The organism is Halospina sp. K52047b (assembly GCF_008709855.1).
Lineage (GTDB): Bacteria > Pseudomonadota > Gammaproteobacteria > Pseudomonadales > Oleiphilaceae > Halospina > Halospina utahensis_B.
Genome location: NZ_VYJH01000001.1, coordinates 275,722 through 291,000, shown reverse-complemented (window position 1 = coordinate 291,000; position 15,279 = coordinate 275,722). Strand labels below are relative to the sequence as shown.

Sequence of the window (15,279 nt, the reverse complement as noted above, 5' to 3'; positions counted from 1 at the left end):
CTGCCTCGCTCAGTTGTTACCTTCCTGATCACCCTTGGCGCTGCGGCGCAGGCGGATGTGCAGCTCACGCAGCTGCTTCTCGTCCACCTCGCCAGGCGCATCCGTCATCAGGCAGGTCGCATTCTGGGTTTTGGGGAACGGGATCACGTCACGGATGGACCCGGCACCGGTCATCAGCATCACCAGCCGGTCCAGCCCGAATGCCAGGCCACCGTGGGGCGGCGCGCCGAAGCGCAGGGCATCCAGGAGGAAGCCGAACTTCTCGCGTGCTTCTTCCTTGCCGATGCCCAGGCTGTTGAAGACCACGTTCTGGGTGGCTTCGTCGTGGATACGGATGGAGCCGCCACCCAGCTCGGTGCCGTTGAGCACCATGTCATAGGCCCGCGACAATGCACCCACCGGGTTGTTCTGCAGCTCCTCGGCGGAGACCGGTGCGGTGAACGGGTGGTGCAGCGCGTGCAGCTTGCCGTCGTCGTCTTCCTCGAACATGGGGAAGTCGACCACCCAGCACGGGGCCCACTCGCCTTCCACCATGCCCAGATCATGGCCCAGGCGAACACGCAGCGCGCCCAGGGCTTCGTCCACCACGCTGGCCTTGTCGGCACCGAAGAAGACCAGGTCGCCGTCGGCTGCCTCGACCCGGTCCATGATGGCCATGGTTGCTTCCTCGCCCAGGAACTTGACGATGGGCGACTGCAGGCCTTCGATACCGGCGGAGCGGTCGTTGACCTTGATGTAGGCCAGACCCTTGGCGCCGTAGATGCCGACGAACTCGGTGTAGTCGTCGATCTGCTTGCGGGTCAGCTCACTGCCGCCCGGCACGCGCAGGGCCGCAACCCGACCTTTCGGGTCCTTGGCCGGGCCCGAGAAGACCTTGAAGTCCACGTTCTGGACCAGATCCTCAACGTCCACCAGCTCCAGCGGAATCCGCAGGTCCGGCTTGTCGCTGCCGAAGCGGCGGATGGCTTCGGCATACGGCAGGCGCGGGAACTCGGGCAGGTTCACGCCCAGCAGGTCACTGAAGAGGTTGCGCACCATGCGTTCCATGGCGTTCATGATGTCCTCTTCGGTGACAAAGGAGGCCTCGACGTCCACCTGGGTGAACTCGGGCTGGCGGTCCGCCCGCAGGTCCTCGTCGCGGAAGCACTTGGCGATCTGGTAATAGCGGTCGATGCCGGAGACCATCAGAAGCTGCTTGAACAGCTGGGGCGACTGCGGCAGGGCAAAGAAGCTGCCAGCGTGCGTACGGCTCGGCACCAGGTAGTCACGGGCGCCTTCCGGCGTGGCGCGGGTCAGAACGGGTGTCTCCACGTCCATGAAGCCCTCGCCGTCCAGGAAGTTGCGCAGGTAGCTGGTCACGCGGGAACGGAAGCGCAGCCGCTGGGCCATCTCCGGGCGCCGCAGATCCACGTAGCGGTGACGCAGACGCACATCCTCGCCCGCTTCCGTGTACTCATCAAGCGGGAACGGCGGTGTGGCGGACTCATTGAGAATCGTCAGCTCCTTGCCCAGCACCTCGATCTGGCCCGTGGCCATATGATCGTTCTCGGTGCCTTCCGGACGCCGACGCACACGGCCCGTGATCTGGATGACGTACTCGTTGCGCACCCGGTCGGCCTGGGCGAAGCTGTCCGGGGTATCCGGGTCAAACACCACCTGCGCGATGCCGTCCCGGTCCCGGAGGTCGAGGAAGATCACGCCGCCGTGATCCCGGCGCCGGTGAACCCAACCGCAGAGGGTCACTGTCTCGTCAATGTGGGATTCGTTGATTCCGCCGCAATAGTGACTGCGCATACCCATTGGTTCCTGTTTGCCTGGGGCTTCCGCCGATGTGGTTAAAGGGCCGGTATTATAACGGCATCAGGCCGCGAAGTCAGACCATGACAGCGTGATCCGGTGCACGCGCACAGCCAGCGCCCCTGTATCCGTGACGCGGGCCCCCGCAACGGCTACCATTACCGGCGATTCATCCCGTTTGAAGGAGAGGCTTAAGGGTGTCCGTCCGCGCCGAACAGAAACTCAAGACCCGCCGTGCCCTGATGGACGCGTCGCTGCGCCAGCTCAGTGCCGACCGGGGTTTCGGCAGCCTGAGTCTGCGCGAGATCGCCCGCGAAGCCGGCATTGCGCCCACGTCGTTCTACCGCCACTTCACGGATCTGGATGAACTGGGGCTGGCACTGGTGGATGAGGCCGGGGTAGCCCTGCGCCAGCTCATGCGCCAGGCCCGCAAGCGCATCGAGCGCGAGGGCGGGGCCATCAATACGTCCGTGGAAACCTTCATGGAGTACCTCACGGACAACGCCAACCTCTTCCGCCTTCTGCTGCGCGAGCGCACCGGGGTATCACGCATCTTCCGCACGGCGGTCCAGGCCGAGATCGATCATTTCGTCACGGAGCTGGCGGAAGATCTGGAGAAGCTGGCCACGGGCAAGCAGCGCCCCCTGTCCGACCCTCATCTGGTTGCCGAATCCATGGTGGTACTGGTCTTCCACCTGGGCGCGGAAGCGCTGGACGCGCCGGCGAAGCAGCGCGCCAACCTCAAGGAGAAGCTCAAGATCCAGCTCAGGATGGTGCTGGTTGGCGCCCAGACCATGGCTGAAACTTAAAAACGCCTAGTGCGGCGAAGTTCAAGGCGCACGGAGCGCAGCGAAGGAGACATACCTGCCTGGTAGGCGAGTTCGCGAGCACCGCGCAACGCAGAAATTCGCCGCACCAGGCGTTTTTTTTCAGCGTGTACCGAACTGGTTGAGCCCTCGCCCGATGGCGTAGTAACTCAGCCCGTGACGCCCCAGCATTTTCTCGTCGTACAGGTTGCGCCCGTCAAAGACCACTGGCGAGCGGATGGCGGCCGCGATCTGGGCGAAGTCCGGTGACCGGAACTCCTTCCACTCGGTACAGATCACCAGGCAGTCCGCGCCCTTGAGCGCCTGCTCCTTGGTCCCGCACAGCTGCAGACCGGGCTGGTCCGGATAGATGCGCTGGGTCTCCTCCATGGCTTCCGGATCAAATGCCTGCACACTGGCTCCGGCCGCCCAGAGCTTCTCCATCAGCACCCGGCTGGGCGCCTCGCGCATGTCGTCAGTCTTGGGCTTGAACGACAGTCCCCAGAGCGCCACGGTTTTCCCTGCCAGATCGCCACCGTAGTAATGGCTGACCTTGTCGAAGAGTACATGCTTCTGGGCACTGTTCACCGCCTCAACGGCATCCAGGAGGCGTGCTTCGTAGTCGTATTCCCGGGCGGTCCAGGCCAGCGCCTTCACATCCTTGGGGAAGCAGGAACCGCCGTAACCACAGCCCGGGTAGATGAAGTGGTAACCGATGCGCGGGTCCGAGCCCATGCCACGGCGAACATGCTCAATATCCGCCCCCAGGCGCTCGGCCAGGTTGGCCACCTCGTTCATGAAGCTGATCTTGGTCGCCAGCATGGCATTGGCGGCGTACTTGGTGAGTTCCGCCGAGCGTACGTCCATGAAGATGACACGTTCATGGTTGCGGTTGAACGGATAATAGAGCTCACGCAGCAGCTCCTGCGGGCGGTCACTGTCGGTGCCCACGATGATGCGGTCCGGCTTCATGAAATCATCAACCGCCGCGCCCTCTTTCAGGAACTCGGGGTTGGAGACCACGTCAAAGTCGATGTCGGCGCTCCGTTCCAGGAGCTTGCCACGCACGGCTTCCCGCACCTTGTCCGCGGTCCCCACCGGCACCGTGGATTTGTCGATCACAACCTTATAGTCGTTCATGTGCTCGCCGATGCTGCCCGCCACCGCCAGCACGTACTTCAGATCCGCCGAGCCATCCTCGTCCGAGGGCGTGCCCACAGCGATAAACTGCAGTTCGCCGTAATCGACAGCCTCAACAACATCCGTGGTGAACTGCAGGCGGCCCGCGGCGGTATTGTGCGCGACAATCGGCTCCAGGCCGGGCTCGTAAATGGGGATGATGCCCTCGCGCAGGCGATCAATCTTGGCCTGGTCCACGTCCATGCACATGACGTGATGCCCCACCTCGGCCAGGCAGGCGCCGGTGACAAGGCCCACATAGCCGGTTCCGAAAATGGTGATGCGCATGCTGCTGTTCCTTACTGATCCGTTGGGTTGTTCTGGCGCGCCTGCCAGTGGCGTTCCCAGTCAAGCGCGGTCTGCACGATGGTGTCCAGGTCGTCGTAGGCCGGCGCCCAGTCAAGGCGCCGGCGGATCCTCTGGTTATCCGCCATCAGCGCCTCCGGATCACCGGCACGGCGCTCCGCCTCCGTCACAGGGAAGTCGGCGCCGGAGAGACGTTTTACCACATCAATGACCTCACGCACGGTGAACCCCCGCCCATAACCGCAGTTGAGGATCTCGGAGCCGTTCCCCTGCTGCATATGCTCCAGGGCCCGCACGTGGGCACTGGCCAGGTCCTCGACATGGATGTAGTCCCGGACGCAGGTACCGTCCCGCGTGCCGTAATCCGTTCCGAAGATCTGCATGCCATCCCGCGCGCCTGTTGCGCATTCACAGGCCACCTTGATCAGGTGCGTGGCTTCCGGCGTAGCCTGGCCGAGGCGGGTCTGGGGATCCGCCCCGGCGACGTTGAAGTAGCGCAGGATCACATAGTCCAGATCACTGGCGCTCGCCAGATCCATGATCATGCGCTCGCTCATCATCTTGGAGGCGCCATAGGGGTTAATCGGCGCCAATGGCAGGTCCTCGGTCAGAACCTGCTGATCCGGCATGCCATAGACGGCCGCGGTGGACGAGAAGACGATGCGGTTCACGCCATGGCGGCTCATCGCCCCCAGCAGGTTCAGCGTGTTACGGGTATTGTTGCGGTAGTACTTGAGCGGGTCCGAGACCGACTCGGGCACAATGATGTGGGCCGCAAAATGCAGCACGGCGGCGAACTCGTTGGCCGCAAACAGCGCCTCCAGGGCCTCCGGGTCCGCCAGGTCACCCACCACGAGTTTCCCGTGCGTAACGGCCCATTCATGGCCGGTTGAGAGGTTGTCGAACACCACCACGTCGTAACCCGCTTCACCCAGCTGGCGTACCACATGGCTTCCGATGTAGCCGGCACCGCCGGTCACCAACACCCTGTCTGTCACTCATCCTCTCCTTCTGAATCATCCCGGCGTTTTTTCTTCTCAGCCCGGCGGCGGGCAAAGAAGGCCGTAAGCTGGTCGCGACACTCCGGTTCCCGGATGCCCTCGCGGACCCCAACCTGCCAGTTCAGATGCTCCGCTTCCAGCATTCGGGCCCGGGAACGGATGGCACCGGCCTTGGGTTCACGGGCGCCGAAAACCAGGGTTCCAATACGGGCGTGCACCAGCGCACCCGCACACATGGTACAGGGTTCAAGGGTCACATAGAGGGTGGCATCGGTCAGCCGGTAATTACCAATCCGCTGCGCGGCATCCCTGAGCGCCCGAACCTCCGCGTGCGCAGTCGGGTCATGGCCGGAAATGGGCTGGTTGAACCCCTCGCCCACAACCTCCCCGTCGAGAACGATCACTGCCCCCACGGGCACCTCATCCCGCGCTTCCGCCTGTTCCGCGAGCGCCAGCGCGCGGGCCATCCAGGCTTCATCAGCCCCTTCGGTGGTCATGGATGGACCCGGTTATTCCCACTCAATGGTCGCCGGTGGCTTGGAGGATACATCGTAGGTGACCCGGGAGATGCCCGGAATCTCGTTGATGATCCGGCTCGAGACCGTCTCGAGCAGCTCATAGGGCAGATGCGCCCAGCGGGCGGTCATGAAATCCAGCGTCTCCACAGCGCGCAGGGCGATCACGTATTCATAACGGCGGGCATCGCCCACCACGCCAACGGACTTGACCGGCAGGAAAACAGCAAAGGCCTGACTGGTGTGGTGGTACCAGTCATAGCGGTGCAGTTCCTCAAGGAAGATCGCGTCCGCCTCGCGCAGCATATCCGCGTAATTCTTCCTCACCTCGCCCAGAATCCGGACGCCCAGCCCCGGCCCCGGGAACGGATGCCGGTAGACCATGTCATAGGGCAGCCCCAGCTCCAGCCCGATCTTCCGCACCTCGTCCTTGAACAGCTCGCGCAGGGGTTCCACCAGCTTGAGCTTCATGGTCTCGGGCAACCCGCCCACATTGTGGTGGGACTTGATGACGGTGGCCTTGCCGCTGCGGGACTGGGCGGACTCAACCACATCCGGGTAGATGGTGCCCTGGGCCAGCCAATCCACATCGGTGATGGTCGCCGCCTCCTCGTCAAAGACCTCGATGAAGGTATTGCCGATGAGGCGCCGTTTCTCTTCCGGATCCTGAACACCCTCGAGACGGGACAGGAAGCGATCCTCGGCATTGTGGTGGATGACGTTGACGCCCATGTTGCGGGCGAACATATCCATCACCTGCTTGCCCTCGTTGAGCCGCAGCAGGCCATTGTCGACGAACACGCAGGTCAGCTGGTCACCGATGGCCCGGTGCAGCAGCGCCGCCGTCACGGAGGAATCCACGCCGCCCGAAAGGCCGAGCAGGACCTTATCGCTGCCAACCTTATCGCGGATCTGCTGGATGGCGTCCTCAACAATCTCGGCCGGCGTCCAGAGCGCCTCGCAGCCGCAGATGTCCAGCACGAATTGGGAGAGAATGCGCTGCCCCTGGAGCGTGTGGGTCACTTCCGGATGGAACTGCACGCCGTAGAGCCGGTGCGACGGGTTCTGCATCGCGGCCACAGGCGCACTGTCGGTCGCTGCCAGGACCTCGAAGCCCTCTGGTGTCTCGACAACCTGGTCACCATGACTCATCCAGACATCCAGGAGGCGTTCACCAGCATCCGTTACGTGATCGGAGATGCCATGCAGAAGATCGCTCTCCGCTGTCACGCGGACCTGGGCATACCCGAACTCCCGCTTGTCAGAGCCGGCAACACGCCCACCCAGCTCCTCGGCCATCGTCTGCATGCCATAGCAGATGCCCAGGACCGGCACGCCCAGCTCAAACAGCCCGGCGGGTGCCCGGGGGCTGCCCATCTCGGTGACGGACTCAGGTCCTCCGGCCAGGATGATCCCGCTCGGCGCGTACTCACGCACCTCCTCCGGGGTGGCATCAAAGGGCCGGATCTCACAGTAGACGCCGATCTCTCTGACCCGGCGGGCAATCAGCTGAGTGTACTGGGAACCAAAATCAAGGATCAGTATGCGGTGATCATGGATGTTCCGGGTCATGCGGGCCTCTGGTTGTGGCGGACTCAGCTGATGCGGTAGTTGGGTGCTTCCTTGGTGATGGTCACGTCATGGACGTGGCTTTCCCGGACGCCAGCATTGGTAATGCGCGAGAACTGGGGCTTGGTGCGCATCTCCTGGATATCCCCACAGCCGGTGTACCCCATCGCCGCTTTCAGCCCACCCATGAGCTGGTGAACGATCGACTTCATCGGGCCCTTGCAGTCGACACGGCCTTCGATGCCTTCCGGCACCAGCTTGTCGATGCCTTCGGCTGCGTCCTGGAAATAGCGGTCACTGGAGCCCTGCCCCATGGCGCCCAACGATCCCATGCCGCGGTACGCTTTGTAGGTGCGCCCCTGATAAAGCTCCACTTCGCCCGGTGCCTCATCGGTACCCGCCAAAAGACTGCCCGCCATGACGGTATGAGCCCCTGCCGCAATGGCCTTGGCGATGTCCCCTGAGAAACGGATGCCACCGTCGGCGACTACGGGGACATCCCGGTCACGCAGCGCTTCGGCCACATTGGAGACGGCACTGATCTGGGGCACCCCGATGCCCGCGACGATGCGGGTGGTGCAGATGGACCCCGGGCCGATACCGACCTTAACGCCATCCACCCCGGCATCCGCCAGCGCAATGGCCGCCTCTGCGGTAGCGATGTTGCCGCCGATTACCTGCAGATCCGGGTAGCGCTCCTTGACCCAGCGGACGCGATTGATCACGCCCTGGGAATGACCGTGTGCGGTGTCCACGACAACCACATCCACGCCTGCCTCGACCAGCGCATCCAGCCGCGCCTCAGTGTCACCGCCGGTGCTGACGGCCGCTCCCACGCGTAGATGCCCCTGGGCGTCCTTGCAGGCGTCCGGGTAATCCTCGGATTTCTGGATATCCTTGACGGTGATCAGACCGCGCAGTTCAAAGTCATCGTTGACCACCAGAACCTTCTCAATGCGGTGGCGGTGCAGCAGATCCTTGATGTTCTGGACGTCCTCGCCCTCGCGCACGGTCACCAGCTTCTCGCGCGGGGTCATGATCTCCGAGACCGGTGTATCCATGCCGCTTTCAAACCGGATATCGCGGCCTGTAACAATGCCCACCAGGTCGCGGCCATCCACGACCGGAAGTCCGGAGATCCGGTTGGCCGAGGTGATCTGAACCAGCTCGCGCACCGTGGTGCTCGGTGACACGGTCACCGGGTCCTTGACGACACCGCTTTCGTATTTCTTCACCTTGCGGACAGCGGCGGCCTGCTGCTCAATGGTCATGTTCTTGTGGATCATGCCGATGCCACCGACCTGCGCCATGGCAATGGCCAGATCCGCTTCGGTCACCGTATCCATGGCCGCCGAGACCAGCGGCACATTGAGCCGGATCCCCCGGGTCAGGGGCGTTCGCAGATCCACCTCATTCGGCATGACATCGGAATAGCCGGGGACGAGGAGTACATCGTCGAAGGTAAGCGCTTCTTCCGCGATTCGCAGCATTGGGTCCGCCTTATCAACTTGCCTTCCGGGATTCTCTCTGGTTCACTCCGGTGCTGCGCACACCTCGGCAGACACACTTCGGAAAACCCCTTCAGGGCGCCTGTGGCGCCGGTTTCAGTAAACGAATATTATACGTTGCGACGACTGAATGCGTAAAGACGAAACCCCCGCCGCGGGCGCCTCCGGCGCCCTTACCGTCAGCCAGCTCACACGCCAGGTTAAGGGCCTTCTGGAGACCAGTTTCATGGAGGTTCAGGTGGAGGGCGAAATCTCCGGCCTGAGCCGCCCGGCATCCGGACACTGGTACTTCACGCTCAAGGATGAGCGCTCACAGATCCGCTGCGCCATGTTCCGCAACCGCAACCGGCTCCTGAAACAGGCCCCGGCGGACGGCGAACAGGTTCTGATCCGGGCGAAAGTCAGCCTCTACGAAGCCCGGGGTGATTTCCAGCTGATTGTGGAGGCCATCGAGCCGGCCGGCAGAGGCGCCCTGCAACGGGCCTTCGAGGAGCTCAAGGCCCGCCTGGAGCGCGAAGGCCTGTTTGCCATGGAGCACAAGCAACCGGTGCCGGTTCCGCCACAACACCTGGGCCTTGTCACGTCCGGGACCGGGGCCGCCATCAGGGACATCCTCACGGTACTGAACCGCCGCTTCCCGGGGCTTGCGATCACCCTCTACCCGACACCGGTACAGGGCGCCGATGCCACCGCCGGCATTGTCGCCGCCATCGAGCGCGCCCATCGACACGGCCGCTGTGATGCCCTGATCGTGGGCAGGGGCGGCGGCTCACTCGAGGACCTCTGGTGTTTCAACGAGGAGGCGGTGGCTCGGGCCATCTTCCGCAGCCGCATCCCCATCATCAGCGCGGTTGGCCACGAAGTGGATATCACCATCGCTGACCTGGTGGCAGACCAGCGCGCCCCCACCCCATCCGCAGCTGCCGAAGCCATCTCACCCAACCGGCAGGAATTCCTGGACCGGCTGAGCGGACTCGAGGAGCGATTGATCCTCGGCGCCCGCCAACTTGTCCAACAGCGCAGAGACCGGCTCGGCGAGCTGCACCAGCGGCTGCGCCACCCCCGCCAGCAGCTCCAGGAGCAGGCCCAGCGGCTGGATGAACTCGAGGCCCGACTGCACCAGCAGACCCGCCGCCATCTCAGCCAGCTCCAGCAGCAGCTGCACCAGTACTGGCGGCGCCTGGCGGCCGTGCGCCCGGAACACCGTCTGCGTCTGGCCCGCGAACGCGTCTCCGAAAACCGCGAACGCCTTGAACGGGCCGTGCGTGGCCGCCTGGAACGCGACCACGACCGTATACGCAGCCTGAGCGCGCAGCTTGATCTGGTCAGTCCGCTCGCCACCCTCAACCGGGGTTACGCCATTGCCGAGGACGACAGCGGCAGAATCCTGAGAAACGCCGTACAGCGCGCCCCCGGAGACGCAGTTCACGTGCGGCTCGGAGAGGGTACTCTGGACTGCCGTGTCGAGAACGTGAATACAGGTGATGAAAACGCTTGACGTGACTCCCCACAGCACGGATACTGCATTTGCTGCACACGTTAAGCGGCTCTTGTAAGTGAAAGCATTACGACGACCTGCATCAGGACTCCTCGTTCGTTCCTCACCGAAAGGCCTTCAAGCGTCCCAGCTCAAAGCATCCACAATACGGTGGGTGTGAAAGAAAATCGTGTTTTTTAAGGAAAGTGCATCATGTCTGATCTCAATACTGGTCGCGTCAAGTGGTTCAACGAAGCAAAAGGCTTCGGTTTCATTGCTCGCGAAAACGGCTCTGACGTATTCGTACATTACAGTGCGATCAACGGAACCGGTTTCCGGACGCTGACCGAGGGGCAGGAAGTCCAGTTCGCTATTACGCAGGGCCCGAAAGGTCCGCAGGCGGAAAACGTAACCGCCGTGTAAAGCGACCGCAGGTCGAAAAGCCCGGCTCATTGAGCCGGGCTTTTTTTTGTTGTAAAAATCATATTCCACCCTGTACCGACCCCTTTCCTCCCCCTGTTATACTCTGCCCGACAATCGACCAAATAGCCTGAGACGATTGCATTCATAATCATAATCACAATCCCGTCCGCCGGCGTATAACGCCAACCACAGAATCCGCCGGCTATCAGAACGGAGTTCAGCAGCCTGAAGGTTCCTTTGAAGGGAAACAGGTTCTGGACCATGCTGTTGAACGGGAATACCAAGGGGAGAAGTCCATGAAGACGGTTGTCAGTATCAGCCTGGGGCCCGCCAGGCTCGATTATGACCTTGAGACCGAGTTTCTTGGTCAGACCATACGCGTCATCCGGATCGGCACCGATGGCAGCGTCGATCGCGCCGAAACCGCCATTCGTGAGTGGGAGCCGAAAGCCGACGTGGTCGGGCTGGGCATGGTGCAGGACCATTACCAGGTCGGCACCCATACCATTACTCACGAAGACACCAAACGGCTGCAGGAGGCCGTTCAGTCAGTACCCGTAACCACCGGGGCAACGCTGCGCAGCATCCTCCAGGACTGGGCCGTGCGCCACACCCAGCTGGAGCTGGAGGAATGCTTCAATAACGCCAAGGTGCTGTTCCTGAACGGTCAGGCCAACTACCGCCCGGCCCGTGTATTCAGCGAATACACCGAGAACCTGTTCTTCGCCGACCCGGTGACCCAGCTCGGCGTACCCAAGATGCTCACCTCACTGAGCCAGCTTGAGAGTTACGCCGCCGGCACCGGCCCCATCCAGTCATGGCACATCGGCGACACCGTTGGCCGGCTGCCGGTTGCCAAGAATGTGACTGACTACGTGCTGCGCAAGGGTGCCCAGAACGCCGACGTCATCGCGGCCCGCTACAACGAGCTGGAGGCCATGGGCCTGGAAGAGCTTGCCGGCAAGACCGTGCTTACCGCCTCCGTCTCCGATGAACGCCTCAAGGAGCTGGGGGATCGTGGCGTCAACGTCGTCATCGACTACACCCCCCAGATCTTCAATGAGACCGTGGGCGTGAACGTTGTCGAGGCGATGATCCTGGCCGCGCTCGAGCGTTCGCCGGCCGAGATCACCCATGACGACTACCTGGAAATCATTACCAATGAGGGCATTGAGCCGCGCATTCTGTATCCCTCCGGGTACAAGCGCATCAGCCGCTTCGCCTTCGTGATCCACCCACTGTCACAGCAGTATTTCCGCAACGCCAAACCGCTGGACACGGTGGCAAACTACGCGCCCAAGGCCTTCATGAACACGGTGGAAAAGGTGATGGCCTACTCACCACCCTTCGTCTATTCACGGGTGACGGGGATCAAATCCCCCACCGGCGCAGAGGCCGAGGGCTGGCTGATCACCGTGGGGGGCACGCCCAAGGAGATCATGGCGCACAGTCCGGAATTCACCTACCGACGCCTGCTGGCAGCGGCGCGGCTGGCCAAGCGCCTGGGCGCCCAGATCATGGGTCTCGGAGCCTTCACCAAGGTCGTCGGCGATGCTGGCCTTACGGTCTCCAAGCGCTCACCACTGCCGATCACCACCGGCAACAGCTACAGCGCCTCCGGGGCCCTCTGGGCCGCACACGAAGCGCTCAAGAAGCTGGGGCTGGTGGAGATTGGCGAGAACAACAAGGCCAAGGCGAAGGCCATGGTCGTTGGCGCCACCGGCTCCATCGGTGCGGTCTGCGCGCGCCTGCTGGCGAAGGCCGTGGACGAGGTCTACATCGTGGCCCGCGAGTCCGCCCGGCTTCTGGCGCTCAAGGAATCCATCATGAAGGAGACACCAGAGGCCAAGATCCACGTCACGTCCAACCCCAACAAGTACCTGCGGGACATGGACATGATCGTGACCTCTACATCGGGGGCTGGCAAGCGCATCCTCGATATTATGGAGGTTAAGCCGGGCTGCGTGATCACCGACGTGGCACGGCCACTGGATATCCCGCCGGAGGACGTGGCCAAGCGCCCGGACGTGCTGGTGATCGAGTCCGGTGAGGTCGAGTTGCCTGGCGATGTGAAGATGAAGAACATTGGTCTGCCGCCCAAAGTGGCCTATGCCTGCCTGGCGGAAACCATTGTTCTGGCGCTCGAAGGGCGCTACGAGACCTTTACCGTGGGTCGCGAGATCGAGTGGGAAAAGGTCCGCGAGATCTACAAGCTGGGGCTCAAGCACGGCATGAAACTGGCCTCCATCTCCGGGGTCAACGGCGTGTACACGGACGAGGATTTCGACCGGGTACGCACCCTTGCCATGGAGAAACGCGGCATCAAGCCGGCCGAGTCCGGCAGCAAGGGCGGGAAGAAGAAGGCGGCAGCCTCCTGACAACGGCCCTTTCAGAAGAAAACCGCGGCTCCGGCCGCGGTTTTTTTATGGCCGGTTCAGGAGGAGCGGAAGCTCGCCAGGCACTCACCACAGATACGGGCCCCGGCGCCATTGCTCACCATGGCGCCGACTTCGGCCTGAGGGCGCCCGCAGAATGAGCACTGCCCATCCGCCTGCGTCCGGTGAACCTGTTCGTCATCCCGCAACCCCAGCCGGCGCGCAATGGCATCCATCTTGTCGTCATCGAGCTGGCTCGCGAGCGATTCAATCTCGCGGTCCAGCTCCTGGTCATCATCACTCATGGTTACGGTTCCCGGTTGGATGTTGGCAGACGGCCCTCACGCGCCAGCCGGCGCTGGACCCAGCGGTGATAGAGCGCCGACACAAGGCGCTTGATCGGCCCCAGAGACAGCAGCCAGGCCAATGGCTTCAGAACCGGAACCCGCCCCATCAGCAGGATATAGGCTGCCATCTCGCTGTGGATGCGCCCATCCGCATCCTCGACATGGAGCTCCTGCAGGGCCTGATCCGGATCGATCCCCCGTTCACGCAGGGATGCCTCCTGGCCAGTGATGTCGAACCAGACCACACTCCGGCCCGCTTTTCCGGCCAGGCGTTCATAGACCTGCCGGTCCCGGATACAGGCCGGGCAGGAGCCATCGTAGTAAACCACTAACCGGCGCTTCTGGCCGCCCATGATGACCTCCCGCCATGGTGTTGTCAGCCCAGAGGGACAGCGCTACTCTCTGGGAACTTTCAACCATCATAACGAACAGGGAACGGGGAAGCCCATCATGGGAGAAGCAAAGCACCGCCAGAAGACCGGAAAACCCAGCCCGCTGAGCCGCAAACGCCGCCGCCAGCGCCTGATTGGTGGCAGCCTGTTCGCCGCGGCCCTGCTCGCCGTGATCGGTGGCGTGTTCTGGCTGACCAGTCCCTCGCTTTCCGGGCCCACCGCGCTGCCCACAGCCGAAGACCAGCCACCGTTCCCGGCCGAACGGGACCGCCTCGGTGTGCGCATCGGTGATCCCGACGCGCCAGTGGTCGTGCGCGAATTCGCGGATTACCAGTGCCCGGCCTGCGCTGACTTCGCGGCCAACCATGACCGGCTGATGGAGGAGTACGTGGAGCCCGGCAAGGTCCGCTTTGTATTCTTCGACCTGCCTCTGCGTCAGCACCAGAATGCCGTTCCAGCGGCCAAAGCGGCGCGCTGCGCCGAGGACCAGGATGCCTGGAAGCCGATGCACGACCGTCTGTTCGAGCGCCAGAATGACTGGAGCAGCGCGGACAATCCGCAGCGCCTGTTCAGCGACTACGCCGCGTCTCTCGGGTTGGAAAGGCGGGCTTTCGAACGCTGTATGGGGCTGGATCGGGTTGAGCGTGAAATCCGGGAGAGCCGCAACCTGGCACGGGACCTGAGAGTCACCAGCACCCCTACGGTGATGGTGGACAATATCCCCCTGAGGCGCGCCAACTGGGCCCAGCTGGAAGCCGTTATAGAGCGCGAGCTGAACGCCGCTCAGTGAGCCTCCGGCAGGCTCGCAGGCGTCAGTTTCCCGGCGTTATCACAGGTCGCCCTGCCACCGGCGCGTGAAAGCCGGATGCTGTCGCCTTCGCTGATGCCCAGCGCCGCCGGCAGCCCCTGGTTCACCTCCAACGCCATCCAGTGATCCACCCCTGCCGGATAGCTGGGACACCCGGAACCGGACGCCTCCAGACACGGAGCCATATCCTGCACGGAACGCACCACGCCCTGGCCGTCCAGGAACAGGATGGTCAGTGGAATGCGTGTCCGGTGCATCCAGAAGCTGTTGTCCGGCCCCTGCTGGCGGGGATAGACAAACAGCATACCGGCACGCCGCGACAGCGCTTTCCGCCCACTCAAACCCTTCTGCCGGGCGGAGGGCGTAACGGCAAGTTCCGCCTCCAACGGAATCAGGCGCTCATCAGCAGGCAGGCAGAGGGTAATGGAGCCTCCAGGGGCCTCCCCGGTAACGCTGCCGCAGCCAGCAATCAAGGCCATGACAATGGGCACCAGCACGCGCACCGTCATCGTTTCCCCCTGAAACGGAAATACACGAACAGACGTCCGTGATTATCCCTGTCCTTGTCCAGGCGATGGTAACGCTGCTTGATGTCCTTGCGATCCAGGAAGCGCAGGACGCGCTTCTTGAGCTGACCACTGCCCTTGCCGGGGATGATCTCGACGGTCGGAACGCGCTTGCGCTCCGCCTCGTCGATGATGTCCTCCAGCGCCTGCTCGATCCGATCCCCTTTATTGAAAATGGGATGCAGATCGAGCGTCAGCTTGGCCATGGCA

15 protein-coding genes are annotated in these 15,279 nt (G+C 63.1%); 5 read left to right on the top strand and 10 right to left on the bottom strand.

Annotated elements, in window-relative coordinates:
* Positions 1-9 precede the first annotated feature (9 nt).
* Positions 10-1,794 carry an aspartate--tRNA ligase gene (gene aspS, locus F3089_RS01415; protein WP_151439071.1) on the bottom strand — a complete coding sequence of 595 codons (1,785 nt, stop codon included), beginning with the start codon at positions 1,792-1,794 and terminating at the stop codon, positions 10-12.
* A gap of 200 nt (positions 1,795-1,994) precedes the next feature.
* Between aspS and fabR the strand changes: the two genes are divergently transcribed.
* Positions 1,995-2,606: an HTH-type transcriptional repressor FabR gene (gene fabR / locus F3089_RS01410; RefSeq protein WP_095617427.1), complete on the top strand. Its 612-nt coding sequence runs from the start codon at positions 1,995-1,997 to the stop codon at positions 2,604-2,606.
* A gap of 120 nt (positions 2,607-2,726) precedes the next feature.
* Here the strand turns inward: fabR and F3089_RS01405 are convergent, their stop codons facing one another.
* The 5 genes from F3089_RS01405 to guaB are packed head-to-tail and all read right to left on the bottom strand — an operon-like array spanning position 2,727 to position 8,663.
* Positions 2,727-4,070 (bottom strand): UDP-glucose dehydrogenase family protein, encoded by a 1,344-nt coding sequence (locus F3089_RS01405; protein ID WP_151439070.1) that lies wholly within the window; start codon positions 4,068-4,070, stop codon positions 2,727-2,729.
* 11 nt (positions 4,071-4,081) lie between these two features.
* Complete coding sequence (gene galE / locus F3089_RS01400) at positions 4,082-5,086, bottom strand: UDP-glucose 4-epimerase GalE (protein WP_151439069.1); 1,005 nt, start codon at positions 5,084-5,086, stop codon at positions 4,082-4,084.
* Complete coding sequence (gene tadA / locus F3089_RS01395; RefSeq protein ID WP_151439068.1) at positions 5,083-5,586, bottom strand: tRNA adenosine(34) deaminase TadA; 504 nt, start codon at positions 5,584-5,586, stop codon at positions 5,083-5,085. The genes galE and tadA overlap by 4 nt, the downstream gene beginning before the upstream one ends.
* Positions 5,587-5,598: 12 nt before the next feature.
* Positions 5,599-7,176, bottom strand: a complete 1,578-nt coding sequence (guaA, locus tag F3089_RS01390; RefSeq protein WP_151439067.1) for a glutamine-hydrolyzing GMP synthase — start codon at positions 7,174-7,176, stop codon at positions 5,599-5,601.
* 23 nt (positions 7,177-7,199) lie between these two features.
* A complete protein-coding gene (gene guaB, locus F3089_RS01385) occupies positions 7,200-8,663 on the bottom strand; it encodes an IMP dehydrogenase (RefSeq protein WP_151439066.1) in 1,464 nt (487 codons plus the stop codon).
* Between the two features lie 148 nt (positions 8,664-8,811).
* Between guaB and xseA the strand changes: the two genes are divergently transcribed.
* The 3 genes from xseA (at position 8,812) to F3089_RS01370 (ending at position 12,959) form a co-directional block, all read left to right on the top strand.
* Entirely contained in the window at positions 8,812-10,179 is a 1,368-nt protein-coding gene (gene xseA / locus F3089_RS01380; protein ID WP_151439065.1) for an exodeoxyribonuclease VII large subunit, read from the top strand.
* Between the two features lie 192 nt (positions 10,180-10,371).
* Positions 10,372-10,581 carry a cold-shock protein gene (locus tag F3089_RS01375; protein WP_077530880.1) on the top strand — a complete coding sequence of 70 codons (210 nt, stop codon included), beginning with the start codon at positions 10,372-10,374 and terminating at the stop codon, positions 10,579-10,581.
* A 296-nt stretch (positions 10,582-10,877) separates the two neighbouring features.
* The gene (locus tag F3089_RS01370) at positions 10,878-12,959 is read left to right on the top strand and encodes a DUF8754 domain-containing protein (protein WP_151439064.1); all 2,082 of its coding nucleotides are present in this window, start codon (positions 10,878-10,880) and stop codon (positions 12,957-12,959) included.
* A 56-nt stretch (positions 12,960-13,015) separates the two neighbouring features.
* On the opposite strand, the gene F3089_RS01365 is transcribed toward F3089_RS01370, so the two are convergent.
* Both F3089_RS01365 and F3089_RS01360 read right to left on the bottom strand, forming a co-directional pair.
* The gene (locus tag F3089_RS01365) at positions 13,016-13,261 is read right to left on the bottom strand and encodes a ClpX C4-type zinc finger protein (RefSeq protein WP_095617435.1); all 246 of its coding nucleotides are present in this window, start codon (positions 13,259-13,261) and stop codon (positions 13,016-13,018) included.
* Between the two features lie 2 nt (positions 13,262-13,263).
* On the bottom strand, positions 13,264-13,656 hold the full coding sequence (locus F3089_RS01360) for a thiol-disulfide oxidoreductase DCC family protein (protein ID WP_151439063.1): 393 nt from the start codon (positions 13,654-13,656) through the stop codon (positions 13,264-13,266).
* A 97-nt stretch (positions 13,657-13,753) separates the two neighbouring features.
* On the opposite strand from F3089_RS01360, the gene F3089_RS01355 reads away from it, so the two are divergent.
* Positions 13,754-14,485: a DsbA family protein gene (locus tag F3089_RS01355; RefSeq protein WP_151439062.1), complete on the top strand. Its 732-nt coding sequence runs from the start codon at positions 13,754-13,756 to the stop codon at positions 14,483-14,485.
* Here F3089_RS01355 and F3089_RS01350 read toward each other — a convergent pair.
* Together F3089_RS01350 and F3089_RS01345 are read right to left on the bottom strand one after the other, a co-directional pair.
* Complete coding sequence (locus F3089_RS01350) at positions 14,479-15,012, bottom strand: DUF192 domain-containing protein (RefSeq protein WP_151439061.1); 534 nt, start codon at positions 15,010-15,012, stop codon at positions 14,479-14,481. The two genes, F3089_RS01355 and F3089_RS01350, sit on opposite strands and share 7 nt — an antisense overlap.
* Positions 15,009-15,275, bottom strand: a complete 267-nt coding sequence (locus F3089_RS01345; protein ID WP_151439060.1) for a Smr/MutS family protein — start codon at positions 15,273-15,275, stop codon at positions 15,009-15,011. Before F3089_RS01345 ends, F3089_RS01350 begins: the two co-directional genes overlap by 4 nt.
* Positions 15,276-15,279 lie beyond the last annotated feature (4 nt).